Source organism: Gracilibacillus dipsosauri, from assembly GCF_003176895.1.
GTDB classification, from domain to species: Bacteria; Bacillota; Bacilli; order Bacillales; family Amphibacillaceae; genus Gracilibacillus; species Gracilibacillus dipsosauri.
Genome location: NZ_QGTD01000021.1, coordinates 1 through 18778, shown reverse-complemented (window position 1 = coordinate 18778; position 18778 = coordinate 1). Strand labels below are relative to the sequence as shown.

At 37.7% G+C, this 18778-nt stretch carries 19 protein-coding genes and 1 tRNA gene; 10 read left to right on the top strand and 10 right to left on the bottom strand.

Translation table 11 applies throughout. The annotated features are described in order from the left end of the window. Window positions 1-103 precede the first annotated feature (103 nt). From DLJ74_RS19150 to DLJ74_RS19140, 3 genes are all read left to right on the top strand, one after another. Complete coding sequence (locus DLJ74_RS19150) at window positions 104-475, top strand: helix-turn-helix domain-containing protein (protein ID WP_109985852.1); 372 nt, start codon at window positions 104-106, stop codon at window positions 473-475. 563 nt (window positions 476-1038) lie between these two features. Then, window positions 1039-1788 carry an SHOCT domain-containing protein gene (locus DLJ74_RS20835; protein WP_109985677.1) on the top strand — a complete coding sequence of 250 codons (750 nt, stop codon included), beginning with the start codon at window positions 1039-1041 and terminating at the stop codon, window positions 1786-1788. A 43-nt stretch (window positions 1789-1831) separates the two neighbouring features. Beyond that, window positions 1832-3031 (top strand): tyrosine-type recombinase/integrase, encoded by a 1200-nt coding sequence (locus DLJ74_RS19140; RefSeq protein WP_109985676.1) that lies wholly within the window; start codon window positions 1832-1834, stop codon window positions 3029-3031. Between the two features lie 90 nt (window positions 3032-3121). On the opposite strand, the gene groL is transcribed toward DLJ74_RS19140, so the two are convergent. Continuing rightward, complete coding sequence (gene groL, locus DLJ74_RS19135; RefSeq protein WP_109985675.1) at window positions 3122-4759, bottom strand: chaperonin GroEL; 1638 nt, start codon at window positions 4757-4759, stop codon at window positions 3122-3124. Window positions 4760-4822: 63 nt separating this feature from the next. Beyond that, complete coding sequence (groES, locus tag DLJ74_RS19130) at window positions 4823-5107, bottom strand: co-chaperone GroES (protein WP_054861151.1); 285 nt, start codon at window positions 5105-5107, stop codon at window positions 4823-4825. Between the two features lie 429 nt (window positions 5108-5536). Here groES and DLJ74_RS19125 point away from each other — a divergent pair, with 429 nt between their 5' ends. Together DLJ74_RS19125 and DLJ74_RS19120 are read left to right on the top strand one after the other, a co-directional pair. Beyond that, window positions 5537-6241, top strand: coding sequence for a CPBP family intramembrane glutamic endopeptidase (locus DLJ74_RS19125; RefSeq protein WP_109985674.1), 705 nt, complete (start codon window positions 5537-5539; stop codon window positions 6239-6241). Between the two features lie 4 nt (window positions 6242-6245). Next, complete coding sequence (locus DLJ74_RS19120) at window positions 6246-6446, top strand: DUF4305 domain-containing protein (protein WP_054861183.1); 201 nt, start codon at window positions 6246-6248, stop codon at window positions 6444-6446. A 23-nt stretch (window positions 6447-6469) separates the two neighbouring features. On the opposite strand, the gene DLJ74_RS19115 is transcribed toward DLJ74_RS19120, so the two are convergent. Continuing rightward, window positions 6470-7114: a redox-sensing transcriptional repressor Rex gene (locus tag DLJ74_RS19115; protein ID WP_109985673.1), complete on the bottom strand. Its 645-nt coding sequence runs from the start codon at window positions 7112-7114 to the stop codon at window positions 6470-6472. A 156-nt stretch (window positions 7115-7270) separates the two neighbouring features. On the opposite strand from DLJ74_RS19115, the gene DLJ74_RS19110 reads away from it, so the two are divergent. Beyond that, window positions 7271-9202, top strand: coding sequence for an ABC-F family ATP-binding cassette domain-containing protein (locus DLJ74_RS19110; protein WP_109985672.1), 1932 nt, complete (start codon window positions 7271-7273; stop codon window positions 9200-9202). 119 nt (window positions 9203-9321) lie between these two features. Continuing rightward, on the top strand, window positions 9322-10362 hold the full coding sequence (locus DLJ74_RS19105; protein ID WP_245902395.1) for an LCP family protein: 1041 nt from the start codon (window positions 9322-9324) through the stop codon (window positions 10360-10362). A gap of 229 nt (window positions 10363-10591) precedes the next feature. Here the strand turns inward: DLJ74_RS19105 and DLJ74_RS19100 are convergent, their stop codons facing one another. Then, window positions 10592-11506 (bottom strand): LysR family transcriptional regulator, encoded by a 915-nt coding sequence (locus DLJ74_RS19100; RefSeq protein ID WP_109985671.1) that lies wholly within the window; start codon window positions 11504-11506, stop codon window positions 10592-10594. A 138-nt stretch (window positions 11507-11644) separates the two neighbouring features. Here DLJ74_RS19100 and DLJ74_RS19095 point away from each other — a divergent pair, with 138 nt between their 5' ends. From DLJ74_RS19095 to DLJ74_RS19085, 3 genes are read left to right on the top strand one after another with little or no spacing between them, the layout of a single operon-like run. Beyond that, the gene (locus DLJ74_RS19095) at window positions 11645-13057 is read left to right on the top strand and encodes an MFS transporter (protein WP_245902394.1); all 1413 of its coding nucleotides are present in this window, start codon (window positions 11645-11647) and stop codon (window positions 13055-13057) included. 22 nt (window positions 13058-13079) lie between these two features. Continuing rightward, on the top strand, window positions 13080-13994 hold the full coding sequence (locus tag DLJ74_RS19090) for an NADP-dependent oxidoreductase (RefSeq protein ID WP_109985670.1): 915 nt from the start codon (window positions 13080-13082) through the stop codon (window positions 13992-13994). A 26-nt stretch (window positions 13995-14020) separates the two neighbouring features. Continuing rightward, window positions 14021-14569, top strand: coding sequence for an NADPH-dependent FMN reductase (locus DLJ74_RS19085; RefSeq protein WP_054788164.1), 549 nt, complete (start codon window positions 14021-14023; stop codon window positions 14567-14569). 74 nt (window positions 14570-14643) lie between these two features. On the opposite strand, the gene tsaD is transcribed toward DLJ74_RS19085, so the two are convergent. From tsaD to DLJ74_RS19055, 6 genes are all read right to left on the bottom strand, one after another. Beyond that, window positions 14644-15678, bottom strand: coding sequence for a tRNA (adenosine(37)-N6)-threonylcarbamoyltransferase complex transferase subunit TsaD (gene tsaD / locus DLJ74_RS19080; RefSeq protein ID WP_109985849.1), 1035 nt, complete (start codon window positions 15676-15678; stop codon window positions 14644-14646). After that, window positions 15675-16121, bottom strand: coding sequence for a ribosomal protein S18-alanine N-acetyltransferase (gene rimI, locus DLJ74_RS19075; protein WP_054861147.1), 447 nt, complete (start codon window positions 16119-16121; stop codon window positions 15675-15677). Before rimI ends, tsaD begins: the two co-directional genes overlap by 4 nt. Further along, window positions 16114-16821: a tRNA (adenosine(37)-N6)-threonylcarbamoyltransferase complex dimerization subunit type 1 TsaB gene (gene tsaB, locus DLJ74_RS19070; protein ID WP_109985669.1), complete on the bottom strand. Its 708-nt coding sequence runs from the start codon at window positions 16819-16821 to the stop codon at window positions 16114-16116. The genes rimI and tsaB overlap by 8 nt, the downstream gene beginning before the upstream one ends. After that, complete coding sequence (gene tsaE, locus DLJ74_RS19065; RefSeq protein WP_054788163.1) at window positions 16818-17273, bottom strand: tRNA (adenosine(37)-N6)-threonylcarbamoyltransferase complex ATPase subunit type 1 TsaE; 456 nt, start codon at window positions 17271-17273, stop codon at window positions 16818-16820. The genes tsaB and tsaE overlap by 4 nt, the downstream gene beginning before the upstream one ends. A 7-nt stretch (window positions 17274-17280) precedes the next feature. Further along, window positions 17281-18258: a thiamine-phosphate kinase gene (thiL, locus tag DLJ74_RS19060; protein WP_109985668.1), complete on the bottom strand. Its 978-nt coding sequence runs from the start codon at window positions 18256-18258 to the stop codon at window positions 17281-17283. A 291-nt stretch (window positions 18259-18549) separates the two neighbouring features. Next, window positions 18550-18626: transfer RNA gene (locus DLJ74_RS19055), tRNA-Asp, on the bottom strand. Between the last annotated feature and the right edge of the window lie 152 nt (window positions 18627-18778).

The window sequence follows — 18778 nt, the reverse complement described above, 5'->3', positions numbered from 1 at the left end:
TTTAAAAAAGTTTCTATTTAGTTAACAATGTTTAATTTAACCGTCAGTTAACTTATAATGAAGGATGTGAAAATTAATGCTTTTAATGAAGGAGAAATCAATTATGGATGGTGATAGATTAAAACGACTAAGAAAAGAGAGGAAACTAACCCAAACGGAATTAGGCAACATAATAAATGTAACAAAGGTTTCTATTTCTGGTTACGAAAATGGTGATAGAACGCCGGATACAGATAATCTAAGAAGGTTAGCCGATTTCTTCGGTGTTACAACCGATTATTTATTAGGACGAAGTGATGATCCTAATTTAACGGAAAAAGAAGATAACAATAAAATAATGGTAAATGAAAATGAATTAATGAATTTGATAAAAGATAGCCAATTGAAATATAAAGGAAGAACTTTATCAAAAGAAGAAAAAGAACAAGTTGAACAAATGCTAAGTATTTTATTAAACAAAAAAAGCACTGATTAAGTGCCTTTTTCTAAAATTTCTTTCAGGGGATACGTATCAACGTCATTTGTTTCAAGTTGCTCAATAATTTCAGATAATTCAATAATTCCAGTTTCCTTAGTAAGTACAAATTCCACTTGAATAACAACCCCTTTGTTTATGGTAGAACACTTAATATGTAGTTTCTCGATGAATAAACGGGAACAAGCGTTCTTAATTAACATAATTTAAGTATAACAAATTTCATATGTAAACGGTATATGTAAATGACATGAAAATGAAATAATTGCGAGGTTCTTTCAAATTTCGACAAAATCAGTCAACAGGATAACCATTTTTATGTATTTTTACCGATTTTATAGTAATCCTCTTTTTGCATTTAAACCTTGCATAAAATAATATATATTCGCATTTTATGCGATAATCTACCACTTGAACATATGTGCAGTTCGTTCTTATTCTTTTAAAATGATATTCTGCTATTCGGGCAAGTCTACAAACGTGTATCATAAATACATTTTATAATGTTACGATTTGTAATAATAGATGAAAGTTTTACCAATATTGCATAGGGAGTGAGTAGTATGGCTAAACATAGTTGTGTTATTTGCGAAAAAAGTCTAGGCCTATCAAAATTTAAAATAGCAGATAATAATTACCTCTGTAATAATTGTTTTAGAGATACGAATTTGACTCTTGATGACTTTAAATCAAAACCACTAAGAAATATGACAGCACTCGAAATAAAAGATATATTGGAAGAAAATAAGAAAAACGAAAAATTACTTCAAGAATTCTCTCCTACTAAAAAGATAAGTAACTTTATATTTTTTGATGACAACAAGGGGAAATGGATTATACCTAGTGGATTCGGGAAAATAAAAAATCAAAAGGTATATGATTTTGATGATATTCTGAAATTTGAACTACTAGAAGATGGGGAGACTGTCACCAAGGGCGGTTTAGGCATGGCGCTAGTTGGAGGGGCGTTGTTTGGAGGAACAGGGGCTATAGTTGGTGGAGTCACAAGTAAAAAGTCAAACAAAGGAATATGCACAAATTTAAGATTGAAAATAACAACCAAAAACATAAACAAACCAGTTGTGTACATTGACTTCATTAAATCGAAAACTAAGAAGAAGAGCCTTATATATAAAAGCGTATATAATGCTGCACAAGAATGCCTCTCTGTGCTTCAAGTGATATGTGATCGAAATAAAGAAGATGCAAGAGATGATACAAGCGAGATATTGAAATACAAAAAATTACTTGATGAGGGAATACTAACGCAAGAGGAATTTGATAAAAAGAAAAAGGAGTTATTGAATTTATGATTTAGCGTGCCTAGTGTGCGCTTTTTTAATAGGAGGGATTGTAGTGAATTTTAGGAAGAAAAAAACAAAGTCGGGCGAACGATGGGAAGCAATAGAAGATATAGGGGTTAATCCTGTTACTGGTAAGCGAAAGCAAGTCACAAGGTTAGGGAAAACACGTAAAGAAGCTAAGGAGAGATTAGAGAAGTATTTACGTTCCATCGAGGAATATGGAGTAGATGAAAAACAGGCACTTAGAATAACCTTTGAGGAAGTAGCTGCAGAGTGGTTAAAAGTGTATGAATCTACCGGGAGAAAAAAGAGCAGCGTCTACATACGGACGAAAGAAATAAGATTACTCAATAAACATATGGCTAAGAAACCGATAGGATCCATTACCCATATGTTTTATCAGAACGTGATTAATGAGTTATCAAAAGGATTAGTAAGAACCACTGTACAGGGTGTGAATAATTGTGCTGGGATGATCTTCAAATTTGCTAAGCGAAATAAATTGATTAAAGATCTACCAAATGAGGATGTCGTGATACCTAAGAAAAGAATGTCAGTAGAAGAAATAAAAAAGGATAACATTGCCGAAAAGTATTTAGAGCATCATGAGTTGGATGATTTTTTCGACAAATTAAATTATTATGGATTAGAATTAGACAGGGAACGTTTTTACTTACTCGCTTTTACTGGTATGCGTTCTGGTGAATTATGCGCCTTACAAAAACAGGATTTGGATTTCAAGAATAACACAATAGATATAAACAAAACGATCTATAATGAAGCAAACAATATGCGTGAGTATGAATTAACCCCACCCAAGACAGTTGGTTCTATTCGTGTGATTGATGTAGAAAAACCAATTATGGATATGCTTAAAAGATTGGTTAGGAAGAATGATGAGCATAAGATGGAATATCGTACTTTAATGGATGATTACCATGATAAGGATTTTGTATTCCAACGTAAGAATGGCTATCCTTATTCCCCTGCCTACTTATTAAAAAGAATGAATCGAATTGTAGATAGGACAGAAATCGAGAAGAAAGCCACTCCACATATATTTAGACATACACATATTAGTATGATGGCAGAAGCAGGAATCGATCTTCCTACGATCATGAAACGAGTTGGTCATGAGGATGTCGATACTACGATGAAAATTTATACACATGTTACCGAAAAAATGAAAAAGGATGCTGCTGTAAAGATTCAAAATCAATACGGCCACATCCTCGAAAAAATAAACTTTTAAATATTTTATGAGAATATTGTGAGAATATTCTCTTTTTTATGTGATTTTCAAGACTAAAACCTTGTTATATCAATGTTTATGAGATATTGGTTACATCATGCCGCCCATTCCAGGCATTCCGCCGCCCATTCCACTCATATCAGGCGCTGCGCCACCTTCTTCTGGAATGTCCGCTACTACCGCTTCAGTAGTAAGGAACATAGCCGCTACAGATGCTGCGTTTTGAAGTGCAGAACGTGTAACTTTTGTTGGGTCAACGATACCTGCATCGATCATGTTTACCCATTCTCCAGATGCTGCATTGAAACCAATGCCTACATCTTCGCCTTTTAGGCGTTCTACGATGATAGATCCTTCTAATCCAGCATTTGCTGCGATTTGGCGTACTGGTTCTTCTAGTGCGCGAAGTACGATATTAACACCAGTAGCTTCATCACCATCTAGGCTGATTTCAGCCACTTGTTTATAAACGTTAAGTAGTGCAGTACCACCACCAGAAACGATACCTTCTTCTACCGCTGCGCGAGTAGAGTTCAATGCATCCTCAATGCGTAGCTTGCGTTCTTTTAATTCTGTTTCTGTTGCAGCACCAACTTTTACTACTGCTACACCACCAGAAAGTTTTGCAAGACGCTCTTGTAATTTTTCTTTATCAAATTCAGAAGTAGTTTCTTCTACTTGTGCACGGATTTGAGCAACACGAGAAGCAATTTGCTCGGAATCTCCAGAGCCTTCTACAATAGTAGTGTTTTCTTTCGTTACTACAACTTTAGAAGCACGACCTAATTGGTCAATCGTTGTATTTTTAAGATCAAGTCCAAGATCTTCTGTAATAACCTCAGAACCTGTTAATACAGCGATATCTTCAAGCATTGCTTTACGACGATCACCGAATCCAGGAGCTTTCACTGCTACTACATTAAACGTACCACGTAGTTTGTTTAATACAAGTGTTGCAAGTGCTTCCCCTTCAACATCTTCAGCAATCATTAATAATGGTTTACCTTGCTGAACTACTTGCTCAAGCACTGGTAATACTTCTTGAATATTGTTGATTTTTTTATCTGTAATTAAGATATAAGGATCATCAAGCACTGCTTCCATTTTATCTTGGTCTGTTACCATGTATGGAGAAGAGTATCCACGGTCAAATTGCATACCTTCTACTACTTCTAACTCTGTATTGAAGCCTTTTGATTCTTCGATAGTAATAACACCATCATTACCTACGCGCTCCATAGCTTCAGCGATTAATTGACCAACTTCATTATCACCAGAAGAGATAGACGCTACTTGAGCGATCGATTCTTTGCTTTCGATTGGTTTAGATACTTTACGTAATTCCTCTGTAGCTACCTCTACTGCTTTTTCAATACCACGGCGCACCCCTACTGGATTCGCACCAGAAGCTACGTTTTTCAAGCCTTCCTGGATCATTGCTTGAGCGAGTACTGTAGCAGTTGTTGTACCATCACCTGCAACATCATTTGTTTGAGATGCTACCTCTGATACTAATTGAGCACCCATGTTTTCGAATTTATCTTCTAATTCGATTTCTTTAGCAATAGTTACCCCATCGTTTGTAATAAGTGGAGAACCATACTTCTTATCTAATACAACGTTACGACCTTTTGGTCCTAATGTTACTTTAACTGCATTCGCAAGTGTATCTACCCCACGTAGCATTGCGCGACGTGCATCTTCACTAAATTTAATTTCTTTAGCCATGAAAAATACCTCCCTGAATATTTAAATGATATGATATTTATCCAAACGTACTTCGCTACATACTTAGCCGATAATCGCTAAAATATCACTTTCACGAAGAATTAAGTATTCTTTACCTTCATACTTCACTTCTGTACCGGCAAATTTTGAGAAAATAATGTTGTTTCCTTCTTCAACTTCAAGCGCCACTTTCTCACCATTTTCCGTTACACGACCAGAACCAACAGCTACTACCTTACCTTCTTGTGGTTTTTCTTTCGCAGAATCTGGAAGAACAATCCCACTCGCTGTTTTTTCTTCTTGCTCTACAAGCTCAATAATGACACGATCACCTAATGGTTTTAGCATCGTTTAAAAACCTCCTTGAAATCGACTTTATTTAGATTTTTATCATTTTAGCACTCGATCACCCTGAGTGCTAACACAATTATTATAATAATGAAATCTATTTTTTTTTGCAAGTACAAAGTATAATTTTTTTAAAAAATTTTTTAATATCTCTTGTTAATGGGAATGCTATCGATCTCTTTGCAATTTTACGGCATTTCCAAACAGCCGTACTAGTATGAGTTTTTATTATTGTAGGAACCCTAATAAAGTGTGGTTTCAATAAAAGGGGTTTTGAGCTTCGTGAAGTAAGCAGAGGGACACCATCTATTATTTTAAGAACAACACATTTATTTAAAAATAACTTTAGACGAACTATTTCAATTTTATTCTAAAATTATGTTAAAATACGTATCATGTAAGAAAAAAATAAAAAGGAGTCGTTTGAATTTGCCTGCCAAGTATATTTATATAATTCTTACCTATGTTGCGGTACAATTGTCAGCTTTTCTTGTTATACCATTTCGGTTGTACACAAACGTAGATCCATTAACATTAATGGTTGGATGGAATATCGGTAGCTTCGTTCTTGCTTTGATTATCTCTTGCTATTTACTACGAGATGAAATCAATTCTTTCTTTCAATCACGGGATAAAAGAATTGGACAAATTGTATTATGGACAATACTCGGTTTCTTCTTAGTATTAATTGCTCAGGTAGCATCCACCGTCATTGAACGTTTTGTATTTGGTGCACCAGTTGGTTCTGAAAATACGATGCAATTGATGCAAGTAGCGAGACAAGCACCAATATTTATTATTCTTATTTCTATTTTAGGTCCAATCCTGGAGGAGCTCGTATTCCGTAAAGCGATTTTTGGTTCCCTATATAAAAAAATGAACTTCTTCTTTGCCGGAATTATTTCAGGGGTTTTATTTGCTGTCTTGCATAACGATTTCAGTCATCTCTTAACCTATATAGCAGTTGCATTTGTGCTTGCCTTTATCTATGTCGAAACCAAAAGAATTCTCGTACCTATTCTTGCACATATGGCGATGAACACATTTGCAGTCATTGGGCAATTATCACTTGATCCAGAAGAAATGGAACAAATGCTAGAACAGGTACAGTTCATCTTAGTTGGGGGCTTTTAAAAACATGAGATTTTCACCATTGGGCTCTGCCATCATCTATTTCATTTTGGGCTCATTATTTATCTATATTGGCATAAAATCTGCCGATGATACGGTATTTAATTTCATTACACTTGCATTAGCGTTTTTTGCTACCATTGATTTCGTTGTTGCAATACGACTAGTAAGCTTACATTTTAAAATTAAAAAGGCGAAGAAAAAATAAGAAGTGCCTCTCATCAGCACTTCTTATTTTTCCTCTATTTCTAATGGATAATGCTTCATAAAATAAACGAGTGACTGCAGCTCTACTGATAGGTCAATATGGTGGACGCGAACATTATCTGGAACGGTAATCCTTGCAGGGGTAAAGTTTAAGATACCTTTTATTCCTGCTTTCACCAGTCGATCTGCCATAGACTGCGCTTCAGAAACTGGTACGGTAAGAATAGCTACCTGAATATCTCCTATTTTTTCTTCTAATTCATCTATATGATGAACATTGACATTTCGAATCTCTGTTCCTACCTTGATTGGATCCGCATCAAATGCCACTTCTATCTTCGTATTATTGTTTTTGGTAAAATTATAATTTAAAAAAGCGGTTCCTAAATTCCCGACACCAATCAGGACAACAGGCGTATTCTCATCCTGGTCTAAGGTTTTACGGAAAAAGCCGAGTAAGTAATCGACATTGTAGCCATATCCTTTTTTTCCTAATGCACCAAAATACGAAAAATCTCTGCGAATGGTAGCAGAGTCGACCTTCATTGCAAGACTAAGTTCCTTTGATGAGACACGGTCTTTACCTTGGATATGTAAATTATTCAAAAAACGATAATATAAAGGTAATCGCTTCGCTGTAGCTTGTGGAATTTTATGTTGATTAGGCATCCTCTATTCCCCTTATTTCTTCATTAAATATTATTCTCTCTTTATTCTAACAGAAAAAAAGAAAAAAGTCGTGAAATTGTTCACTTGTCTATCTACTTCCCTTACTTGCAGTTCGTTCGCCTTTTAGATACACTTACATCATTGAGGTGAACGATGATGATTTATTTACAGGTGAACAATTTAACCAAACGATTTGGTGCTGAGCTGATCTTATCTAATATAAAACTAGAAATTAAACAAAATGACCGGATTGCCATTGTTGGTCGAAATGGTGCGGGAAAATCTACCTTATTAAATATAATTGCAGGTAACCTTAGCTATGATGAAGGAGAGATCCATAAACCAAAGGATGTTACCTTAGGATATCTTGCCCAACATACGGGACTTGATTCTACAGAAACGATCTGGGATGAAATGTTAAAGATCTTTTCCCATTTGTTAAAGGAAGAAAAGGAACTGAGAAGCATGGAACAGCAAATGGGAGATTCTGATCTATTAGCAGATACAGAAAAATATCAACAACTACTAGTAAGCTATGACCGCAAACAAGAAGCATTTAAGCAAGCTGGTGGCTATGAATATGAGCCTGAAATCAAAGCCGTTCTAAACGGTCTAGATTTTCCTGAATCCATGTGGGACACATCGATTGCCACATTAAGTGGTGGTCAGAAGACGAGACTCGCCCTTGGAAAGCTTCTTCTAACAAAACCTAATGTACTAATACTAGATGAGCCAACCAATCATCTAGATATTCAAACCTTAACATGGCTTGAAGGTTATCTAAACAGCTATCAAGGTGCCGTTGTGATCGTATCCCATGACCGATACTTCCTTGATAAAACGGTTCAAATTGTCTATGAAATTTCGCGTCATGAATCGAAGAAGTATCACGGTAATTACAGTAAATATTTAAAGCAAAAAGCAGCCAATTATGAACGTGATAGGAAGCTTTACGAAAAACAACAAACCGAAATAAAGCGAATGGAAGATTTTATACAGAAAAATATTGTGAGAGCCTCCACGACGAAAAGAGCACAAAGCAGACGCAAACAGTTAGAAAAAATGGAAGTAATGGACAAGCCACTTGGTGATGAGGGCTCTGCCAAATTTAGTTTCAACGTGGAGCGTAGGAGCGGTAATGATGTCCTCAAGGTAAATGACCTAGCATTCCGTTATAACAATGCTGAGCCCTTTACTTTTGAAAATCTTAATCTTGAGCTAACCCGTGGTGAGAGCATGGCCCTTGTTGGCCCAAATGGTGTCGGAAAATCTACATTATTAAAAAATATAATCGGCGAACTAGATCCTGATAAGGGTACCATACAACTAGGTGCTAATGTGAAAATTGGCTACTATGATCAGGAACAGACACAACTGCATCATGAAAAGAATGTCCTAAGTGAACTTTGGGATGATTATCCGCTTATGAACGAAAAGGATATACGAACCATTCTAGGAAACTTTCTTTTTAGTGGAGATGATGTACTACGGCCAGTATCAGCTCTTAGTGGTGGGGAAAAGGCTCGGCTCGCGCTTGCTAAATTAATGATGGAAAAGGCCAATTTATTAATTTTAGACGAGCCGACCAACCATTTAGACTTAGATAGTAAAGAAATATTGGAATCTGCCCTTATCGATTATCCTGGCACGATATTGTTCGTTTCCCATGATCGCTACTTTATTAATAAGCTGGCGACACAGGTACTAGAAATGCAACCACAGCACACGACGGTATATTTAGGTGATTATGATTATTATGTAGAGAAAAAACAAGAGGAAAAAGAGCTGGAAGAACTGAAAAGGGAGCAATCCAAAGAAATAGACACGAAGCCAAGCACGAAATCGGATTTTAAAAAAGAAAAAGAATTAAAAAGAGAACAACGGAAAAAAGAAAGAAGAATAAGGGAAATTGAAGCGGAAATGGAAGAACTAGAAACCGCTCTTGCAGCTCTTGAAGCACAATTATGTCTTCCAGAAGTGTACCAGGATCACGAGAAGTCATTGCAGCTTACAACGGAAAGTGAGGAATTAAAAAAACAAATGGAAAAACATATGGAAGAGTGGGAATCCTTACACATGGACGAATGAATCCTATTAAAAATGTGAAACTTTTTATCATTTTAATCGTCTAATATAGAGGTGGAAACTTTTCAACAAAATACTACAAAAAGTTAGAATAATAGACAATAAGTGAGGTATGGATAATATTGAGTGAACTTAGATCAGAACGAAGAAGAAAACAAAAACAGAAGCCGAAAAAGTGGAAGAAACGAATTATTTGGATTTTATTATTGATGCTTATTGCCATTATCGCCTATGCTATCTACTTTTTTACCCAAATTTTTGATGCAGCCAAGGATTCACACGTTGAATTAGATCGGCCAGACGGGAAATCAGAGCTAAGAGACGAAGCGGTCACCATTGGAGATGACCCTTTCTCGATTTTACTAATTGGGGTAGAGGATTATGAAACAGATGGAAAAAACGGTCGTGCCGATACACAAATTGTCGTCACACTGAACCCGGACACAGATCAAATGACCATGACTACTGTGCCACGGGATTCACAGGTAGAATTTACAGCGGAGGAAGCGGGGCAATATGCTGGCTCCCACAAAATCAATGCAGCCTATACCTATGGATCAATAACTGACTATGGTCCGAATAAGCTAACCGTAGAAAAAGTCGAACAATTACTCGATATACCAATCGATGAATATGTCACGGTTAACTTCGATGGATTCCGAGACATTGTCGATGCACTTGGTGGAGTTACTGTTGATATTAAAGAACCATTCTATGAGAAAAATATTTATGCTGGGGGGGAACGAATATACTTTGAACAAGGTCCAGCAAAATTAAATGGTGAGGAAGCGTTAGCGTTTGTACGAATGAGAAAACGTGAAGTCAATGCTATTTATTCACGTGAAGAAAGACAGCGTCAATTTATCCAAGCATCGATTGATCAAGCTATTTCAGCTGGTACATTATTTAAAGTCGGAGAAATTACGGATATTCTAGGTAAGAATGTTACGACAAGCTTAAGCCCGACTGAAATTTATCATTTACAAAGAGCCTATTCATCAATGAATGCATCAAGTATTGAAACATTTGAAATTGAAGGATCGAATCAAATGTTAGGTGGTATCTCCTATTTCGTACCAACAGAAGACGGATTATATAATGTGTCTCAGCAATTAAAACAAGCTTTAGGATTACCATCAGACACCATCAATCAAACAGAATAAGCGGTACAGCGAGTCATTTTTTGGACTCGCTGTATTTTTTAATATACATTTTTTATCCCCAAGGTTATCCACTTATTCATTCTTCTTTTATCAGTTATCCAAAGGGTTATACACACAATCCACAATTCTATCTTGAATTATCCACAGAAGTAGCGATAATTTTAACCCTGGTATAGCAATGATTATATTTTTATCCACAATTTTAAAATGGATCTGTGAATAAAGAATCCTATCGTAACATCAATGCTCTCCTAGTTTCGCTTCCAATTGTTTTTTCATCTTTAAAATAGTTGATAATAAAACTTCGAAATGCGATCGCTGCCTGTGATAAATAACGATCTTCCCTCCAAACTATCCGAAAAATCCTTTCTCCTGCGGGATCTTCGATTGGCAGCTTGACTAAATCCAACTCTTCCCCACTTTTACAGCCACCGACAATGGCGACACCGAATCCAGAACGGACAAGTTCAGCGATACTTGCTGGATCTTCCGTTTCACACACCATTTTTGGACAAAAACCCGCTTGATCACATAAATCATCATTCATCATCCGTAAAGGTGAATTTTCTTTGTATCCGACAAAAGGTTCAGCTGATGCTTCACTAAGGTGAATGGCTTTGCGATCTGCATATTTATGTCCGTGTGGCACAGCGAGATAAAGCTTTTCCTTTATCAATGGAATTTCACTAAATCCCTCCTGTTGTATTGGCAATGAAGTTAAATAGAAGTCTACTTCTCGGTTAATTTCAATATCCTCAATATCCTTCATAGACGATTGAATCATCTGAAGGTTTACTTCTGGATGTTCAGTCAAAAAATTCTGCAAGGGCTCTCTCACCTGTTCCATATTCATAATTGCTAAATGAATACGACCTTGTTTTAAGCCAGCTAGATCCTCTACTTCCCTACGCCCCTCTTCTAGCAAATGGATCGCAGCCTTTGCTTTCGTTTCAAATGCTTTTCCAAAAGGGTTCAAACGAATTTGCCGAGCTTTACGATCAAAAAGTGATACTCCTAAATCCTCTTCCAATCGTTGAATTGTTCTACTTAAAGCTGGCTGAGCGATATGAAGCTCTTGTGCGGCTTTAGTCATATGCTCTAATCTAGCCACAGTCAAAAAATATTTAAGCTGGAGTAATTCCATTTGTTATTCCCTCCTATTCATTACATTAAATATATGCATATATAGCAAAACATGTATTTTTCATTATCTATTTATCATTATATAATCATTATTGCAAGCCGACAACAGCCAGCTATATAGGAGAGGTGGTGCATAGCTATGAAAAATATACAGGGAAGGTCATCTACAAACATGATGGAACCAGCGGTTGAACTCGAAATTAGTGACAATTTCATTCATACAATGGTTTTTACAATGGTTATTTCGATGATGAGTGCAACGATGTTTAATATTGTACTACCTGAAATCAGCCAAGAGTATGGACTGACCTACACACAAGTAAGTTGGATATCATCTGCTTATTTACTCGTTTATGCCATTGGTTCTGCGATCTATGGCAAGCTGTCTGACCGTTTTCGGCTCAAATCACTATTGACAGTGGGAATTCTTCTATTATCGCTTGGTTCCTTAATCGGACTTGCTGCTCAGTTCTACTGGATGGTTTTATTCAGCCGATTTATTCAAGCGGCTGGAGCATCCGTAATTCCTGCACTTGCAATGATTATCCCAGCACGCTATATAACAACTAACCGGAGAGGAAAAGTGTTTGGGATCATGGCCAGTGGACTCGCTCTCGGAGGGGTACTTGGACCTATTGCCTCTGCCATTGTTGCCGATTTCGCACATTGGCGCTGGTTATTTGTTGTTCCATTGCTAACATTGGTTACATTGCCATTATTTCGGCATTACTTAGCTTCTGAAAAAGTCCGTACTCCTTCTGTTTTTGATTGGATCGGAGGTTTATTACTTGGAGGAACAGTGGCGACATTGTTATTAGCAATTACTGGAGAAAGATGGTCGTTAGCCATCTCATCCATTGCTTTGTTTCTGATGTTTGTGACGCGTATTCACTCAACTACAGAGCCTTTTATAGAGCCAAGACTGTTTCAAAATGGGCGATACTCTGTGGGGATTTTATTGACATTTTTAGTGAGTGCCATTGGTTATTCCATTCCGTTTTTAACTCCAATCATGCTGGTTGATACGTATCACCTATCTCCAGTATCTATTGGATTAGTAATGATCCCTGCCTCGCTCACAGCTGCTTTATTAGGAAAACAAGGAGGGAAACTTGCTGACAAAAGGGGAAATACACGTTTGTTTTTGTTCGCATCACTTCTACTATTATCGGCTTTTTTCCTTCTGTCCTTTCTCATTGGCCGATCCTTAATATTCGTCGCTATGGCATTAATAATTGGCCAAGTAGGACAGACGTTTATCGTTGTCGCCATGTCCAATACTATTGCAAATACATTGACGAAAGAACAGACAGGTGTTGGAATGGGTCTAATGTCCATGTTGAACTTTATAGCCAGTTCCGTTTCTGGAGCTGTCATTAGTTTAATATTAGATCAGGGAGCTCTGTCTGCTTGGAATCCATTCTATTTTTTTGCAGAAGGTAGCACGTTTAGCAATCTCTATTTGATGTTCTCCCTTTCCTATACAGGCTTGATCCTAATTTACATCACTAGGTTTGGATATAGAACACCATTAAAGTTAACAAAAAACTAAAAATTTAGAGGAGCTGATGAAAATGAAGGCAGTAGCATTTCATTCACCCGGTACACCAGACGTATTGCAAATAATGGAGTTTGATCCACCTGTACCAAAGCATAATCAAGTTCGAGTAAAAGTAAAAGCAGCTGGAGTACAGCCAGTAGACTGTGCGATTCGTGGGCAAGGTTTTAGCCCGCCAGGCGTGGAAATTCGATACCCTCAAATATTAGGAAATGAATTTGCTGGCATCATCGATGTGGTTGGCGCTGGGGTTGAGGACTTTTCAGTTGGCGATGAAGTGATTGGGTGGTCACTTCTATCTAGCTATGCAGAATATGTGGTCGTCCCAACATCTCAAATCGTTAAAAAGCCTAAAAGTATGTCTTGGGAAGAGGCTGGTGTGTTCACCGCCTCTGGGCAGACTGCTCATACAGCACTGCAGGAACTTGGCATCGGTAAAGGAGACACCCTGCTAGTACACGCAGCTGCTGGAGGTGTTGGAACATTCGCCGTTCAATTGGCACGCGCTTGGGGAGCAACGGTGATCGGTACCGCTAGCCCAAATAACCATGACTACTTACGCACTTTAGGTGCTATTCCAGTCACATATGGGGAGGGACTTGTAGAACGAGTACGCAAGCTTGCGCCAAATGGAATTGATGCTGCCCTTGACGCAGCAGGTGAGGAAGCCCTTAGAGCATCTATAGAACTTATACAGGATAAAAAAAGGATCGGTACAATCGTTGCTTTCGATCTTTCAAATGAGCTTGGAACCATTCCCATCCGCAGTAAGCGCAGTGTATTCAGATTATCTGAGCTCACCCAGATGTATGAAAAAGGACTGCTACGTGTTTTCCTATCACAAACATTTCCGTTACACAGGGCTGCCGATGCACACAGAGCTGTTGAGACTCGGCACGTTCGAGGTAAAATTGCTCTCATAGTGAATTAAAAGTTTAATAAACAAGGAGGAGTAATATGGAAAAACTAAACATTGGCATTATTCTTGGAAGCACACGTCAAGGACGGCTAAGTCCACAAGTTGGAAAATGGGTAAAAGAAATATGTCAGCAACACAAAGATGCCAATTATGAAATACTCGATATAGCAGATTATAATTTGCCTTTTTTCGGAACGGGGACAGAAAAAGAAGAAGGAATTATTGCTTGGAAAAAGAAACTATCCAGCATGGATGGATTCATCTTTATTGTTCAAGAGTACAATCATAGTTTAACCGGAGCATTGAAAAATGCACTTGATTCTGCATATGAAGAATGGAATGATAAAGCAGCTGGAATCGTAAGTTATGGTTCTACAGGCGGAGCTCGTGCAGCTGAGCATTTACGGGGAATCTTAGGGGAATTATCAATCGCAACAGTGCGTGCTCATCCAACCTTATCTATTTTTACTGATTTTACAGAATTTAAAGTGTTTAAACCTGCTGACATTCATATTAATTATGTCACGACGATGTTAAGTCAAATCCTTTTATGGAGCAAGGCTTTAAAAGCAGTAAGAAAATCATAGCCGTAGTCCTGAATATCGGAAGAGCATGTTTTTACATGCTCCTTCTGTGTTTCTATTTCCTCTATTTGATATTATTAATCACAGGACATCATTCTTTGACTATACTTTTCCATACTTAAACCTGGATTCGCATTTAAATCCCAGTCCGCACGGTGACCTTGCTTGAAGGCAACAGAACCAGCAGCTGCAATCATTGCAGCATTGTCAGTACATAATGAGATCGGTGGGAAAAGTAATTCCGGCTTCGATTTTTTAAATTTCGCTTCCATAGCGGCTCTCAACCCTTTATTTGCGGCAACACCGCCCGCTACAATCACTTGTTTTACCTGATAGTGCTTTGCTGCAAGATAAGTCTTCTCTACCAGGACATCCACCACACTTGCTTGAAAGCTTGTTGCAATATCTTCCTGTCTAAACTCCTCTCCACGTTGCTTCGCGTTGTGTAAGGTATTGATTACTGCAGACTTTAATCCACTAAAACTAAAGTCAAAGGAGCCCTCCTCCAACCAAGCTCTCGGAAAATCGATTACCATATTACCCTCCTGTGCTAATTGGTCGATTTTTGGTCCACCAGGGTATGGCAGCTTTAACGTTCTGGCCACTTTATCATAAGCTTCACCAGCTGCATCATCACGTGTTTCCCCAATAATTTCAAAATCACCATGATCTTTCATTAATACTAATTCCGTATGGCCTCCTGAAACGACTAAAGCTAATAAAGGAAAGGAAAATTCTTTCACAAGCCGGTTAGCATAGATATGTCCCGCAATGTGATGGACTCCAATAAGTGGCTTTTGATGAGCAAAAGCTAAGGCCTTGGCTGCATTAACACCAACAAGTAAGGCACCTACAAGTCCTGGACCTTCCGTCACCGCGACAGCATCGATATCGTCAATCGTCATTTCCGTCTCTTTAAAAGCTTCCTCTAATACCATTGTAATTTGTTCTACATGATGTCTTGACGCAATTTCGGGTACAACCCCACCAAATCGCTTATGACTTTCTATTTGGGAGGCGACAACATTTGCAACAATTTCTTTTCCGTTCTTCACTATGGCTACCGCTGTTTCATCACAGCTAGTTTCGATTCCTAATATATATTCACTCATAAATTCACCCACAATACTAATGCATCTTCCTGATTATCTGTATAATAATTTTTTCTAATACCACCAGGGACCAGTCCGAACTTTTTATACATTTGTTGTGCGATCAAATTGGAAACCCTCACTTCTAATGACAAACGTTTAATACCACTTGCTATCGCATAATTAATCACATGCTGGAATAACCCTTCCCCATACCCTCTTCCACGATAGGTAGGATCAATCGCAATATTTGTAATTTGTGCTTCATCTAATACCATCCAAGAACCACAAAACCCGACAATTTCATCGTCTACTGTTGCCACAAAATATTGTGCATATTGGTTCGTGTTCATCTCATCATAATAGATATGCTTCGGCCAAGGTATGGAAAAAGAGGCTTGATCAATTTTGGATACTGCCTCAATGTCTGCTACTGTCATTTTGCGAAATAATATTTTACTCATTGCTTTTCTTTCCTTGTTCCTTTAGCCAGTTTGCCTCTGCCTCCACTAGCCGTAAATAATTAGGTGTCAAAGCATGGGTGCTCTCAACAGGCAACTTTTCCCCAAGCTCTGCTAGAATTCCTGGTCTAGGTAGATGATCGATGGATAAAGAAGGAAACAATGCTAGCTCACCAAGCTTTTCCTCTATCACTTTTTGGTGAATATAGAGATCCTGGCTTAAAAAAAGAATGGGCTTTTGAACTTCTTTGACTTGGTCAAGCCATGCTTTGAAATCAATGTTCTGTTCTTTTTTTATTAAATGTAGCTCCTTTGCTTTCCCTTCAAACAGACCTGTATACACTAACCCTCTTCTAGCATCAAAAAAGGGACAAATATAACCTGCATGTCCCATCCCGTTATAGGCTAAAAGCTCTAAACTAGAGATGGAGACAATTGGGATATTTAAGGTCCATGCCATTGTTTTGGCAATCGATACCCCAATGCGCACCCCTGTATAAGAACCGGGTCCTTTTGCTACAACAATCCGATCCAATTCCTTTGGGAAAATATCTGCTTCCTTCATAATATGATCAATTGCTGGCATAAGACCAATCGAGTGGTTTCGTTTTATGTTCGTCGTATGTTCAGCCTTAAGCACTGAATCCTTCCAAATTGCAACCCCCATCACTTGATTTGAGGTATCTATCGCTAATATATTCATCGATATAACTCCTTACAAACAAACTCATAATGATCACCCCTAGGAAAAAAGTGTATTTTTCTTGTGTGATCATCTACTCTTTTAATCCAAATATCTAATCGTTCAGCAGGTAAGAAGTCTTTAATAAAGGAGGCCCATTCAATCACAGTGACTCCATCACCGTGAAAATACTCGTCAAATCCGATATCTTCTTCACTGTTTTCTAGCCTGTAAACATCCATATGATATAATGGTATTTCCCCCATATATTCCTTCACAATGGTGAAAGTTGGGCTATTTATCGTCCTTCTTACTCCAAGACCAGTACCTAATCCTTTTGTAAAAGTAGTTTTACCTGCACCTAGATCACCTTCAAGTGTAAGAACATCGCCAGGTCGGATTAAAAGTGCTAATTTCTCAGCTAGTCGTTTCGTTTCCTCTTCTGTTTTTGTTTCCATTATATATTCATTCAATCTTTATTCACCTACTTAGATGTGTGTATCCAGATTTATTCAACTTAGCATATCTATCGTGCTGATATATCCAAACGGATCCATTCTTTTCTGGATTGTTTTTCACTACACCAATTTGTGAGATTTTTGTATTTGTCTCTTTTGCCACTTTCCTTAGTATATCCCATTCATTAGCAGGAATGGTACCGATAAGTTCAAAATCTTCTCCACCAGAAAGAATCCACTTACTCCTATCTGCTTCTGAAAAATGATACAAATCAGATTGGCAAGGAATTTTGTTATAGTCCAACTCAATTAATTGATTAGATGCTAACGCAATTTCATTCGCTTCATTGGCGATTCCATCACTTATATCATTTAAAGCCATTCGTGTTATCCCTTGGCATGCTTGGACAAAATCAACCCTAGGCATGGGCATTTGATGACGTTTAATAAAATATTCATAGTTATCGTGCTCATTCTCATTACCATGGAGTAAGATATGTAATCCACATGCTGAATCTCCTAATGTACCAGTTACAAATACGATATCTCCTTGCTTTGCTTGACTTCTGTATCGAGCTCTCCCTTGGGGAACACTACCTATTACGGTTATCGTAAGTGTCAGTTGCTTTCCTGAAACCGTGTCTCCTCCAATTAGGTCCATTTGAAAGTTTTTAGCGAGGTCTTTCATCCCTTGATAAATTTCATTCAACTGCTGGTCTTGCCAGTCATCAGGTATGACGATTGACACAAGAAATGAGGTTGGTTTGCCTCCCATAGCAGCAATGTCACTTATATTAGCAGCTAACGCTCGATAGCCGACATGGTATGGTTTTGTCGTTTTTAATGAAAAATGAATCATATCAACCATCGTATCAACAGTCAATATTGTATCCTCGTGTTGGTTCCGAATAATCGCAGCATCATCACCGATGCCTTTCATAACATTTGGTTGTCGATAAAATTTTGGTGTCACTGATTGAATAAACTGAAATTCATCCATTGTGATCTCCTTATAGATCTATTATGTCCTCCAACTATCATAGCAAAACTTCCATTATTTTTAAATGTTTGCATATCAATTAAGGTTAAGTTTAATGATGCTCATTTCTTACTAAAATTCTTAGCAAAACGGCTTTCATTACGCTCATGACGAACTTTTATTTATTCTTTGGTGAAATATCCCTCATCACACTTATGAACCCTTTTTCTACGGAAACTTTTACCAAAAGGCCCTTAAAAAAATCCACTAAAAAACCTTAAGTTTGTTAACTTAAGGTTTGCTATTCATATCTGGCGGTCCGGACGGGACTCGAACCCGCGACCTCCTGCGTGACAGGCAGGCATTCTAACCAACTGAACTACCGGACCGTTATTTTATGTATTATAAATTGACTTTTAACACTACTTTTATTTACTTAGCAAAAAGCTTAGTAGTGAGTAAATTATTTTGGTTGCGGGGGCAGGATTTGAACCTACGACCTTCGGGTTATGAGCCCGACGAGCTACCAGACTGCTCCACC

Bases quoted from the DNA above. Each gene is read 5' to 3' on its own strand.
- DLJ74_RS19150 (WP_109985852.1), top strand. From the start codon at position 104: ATGGATGGTGATAGATTAAAACGACTAAGAAAAGAGAGGAAACTAACC.
- DLJ74_RS20835 (WP_109985677.1), top strand. From the start codon at position 1,039: ATGGCTAAACATAGTTGTGTTATTTGCGAAAAAAGTCTAGGCCTATCA.
- groL (WP_109985675.1), bottom strand. From the start codon at position 4,759: ATGGCTAAAGAAATTAAATTTAGTGAAGATGCACGTCGCGCAATGCTA.
- groES (WP_054861151.1), bottom strand. From the start codon at position 5,107: ATGCTAAAACCATTAGGTGATCGTGTCATTATTGAGCTTGTAGAGCAA.
- DLJ74_RS19120 (WP_054861183.1), top strand. From the start codon at position 6,246: ATGAGATTTTCACCATTGGGCTCTGCCATCATCTATTTCATTTTGGGC.
- DLJ74_RS19115 (WP_109985673.1), bottom strand. From the start codon at position 7,114: ATGCCTAATCAACATAAAATTCCACAAGCTACAGCGAAGCGATTACCT.
- DLJ74_RS19110 (WP_109985672.1), top strand. From the start codon at position 7,271: ATGATTTATTTACAGGTGAACAATTTAACCAAACGATTTGGTGCTGAG.
- DLJ74_RS19100 (WP_109985671.1), bottom strand. From the start codon at position 11,506: ATGGAATTACTCCAGCTTAAATATTTTTTGACTGTGGCTAGATTAGAG.
- DLJ74_RS19095 (WP_245902394.1), top strand. From the start codon at position 11,645: ATGAAAAATATACAGGGAAGGTCATCTACAAACATGATGGAACCAGCG.
- DLJ74_RS19090 (WP_109985670.1), top strand. From the start codon at position 13,080: ATGAAGGCAGTAGCATTTCATTCACCCGGTACACCAGACGTATTGCAA.
- DLJ74_RS19085 (WP_054788164.1), top strand. From the start codon at position 14,021: ATGGAAAAACTAAACATTGGCATTATTCTTGGAAGCACACGTCAAGGA.
- tsaD (WP_109985849.1), bottom strand. From the start codon at position 15,678: ATGAGTGAATATATATTAGGAATCGAAACTAGCTGTGATGAAACAGCG.
- rimI (WP_054861147.1), bottom strand. From the start codon at position 16,121: ATGAGTAAAATATTATTTCGCAAAATGACAGTAGCAGACATTGAGGCA.
- tsaB (WP_109985669.1), bottom strand. From the start codon at position 16,821: ATGAATATATTAGCGATAGATACCTCAAATCAAGTGATGGGGGTTGCA.
- thiL (WP_109985668.1), bottom strand. From the start codon at position 18,258: ATGGATGAATTTCAGTTTATTCAATCAGTGACACCAAAATTTTATCGA.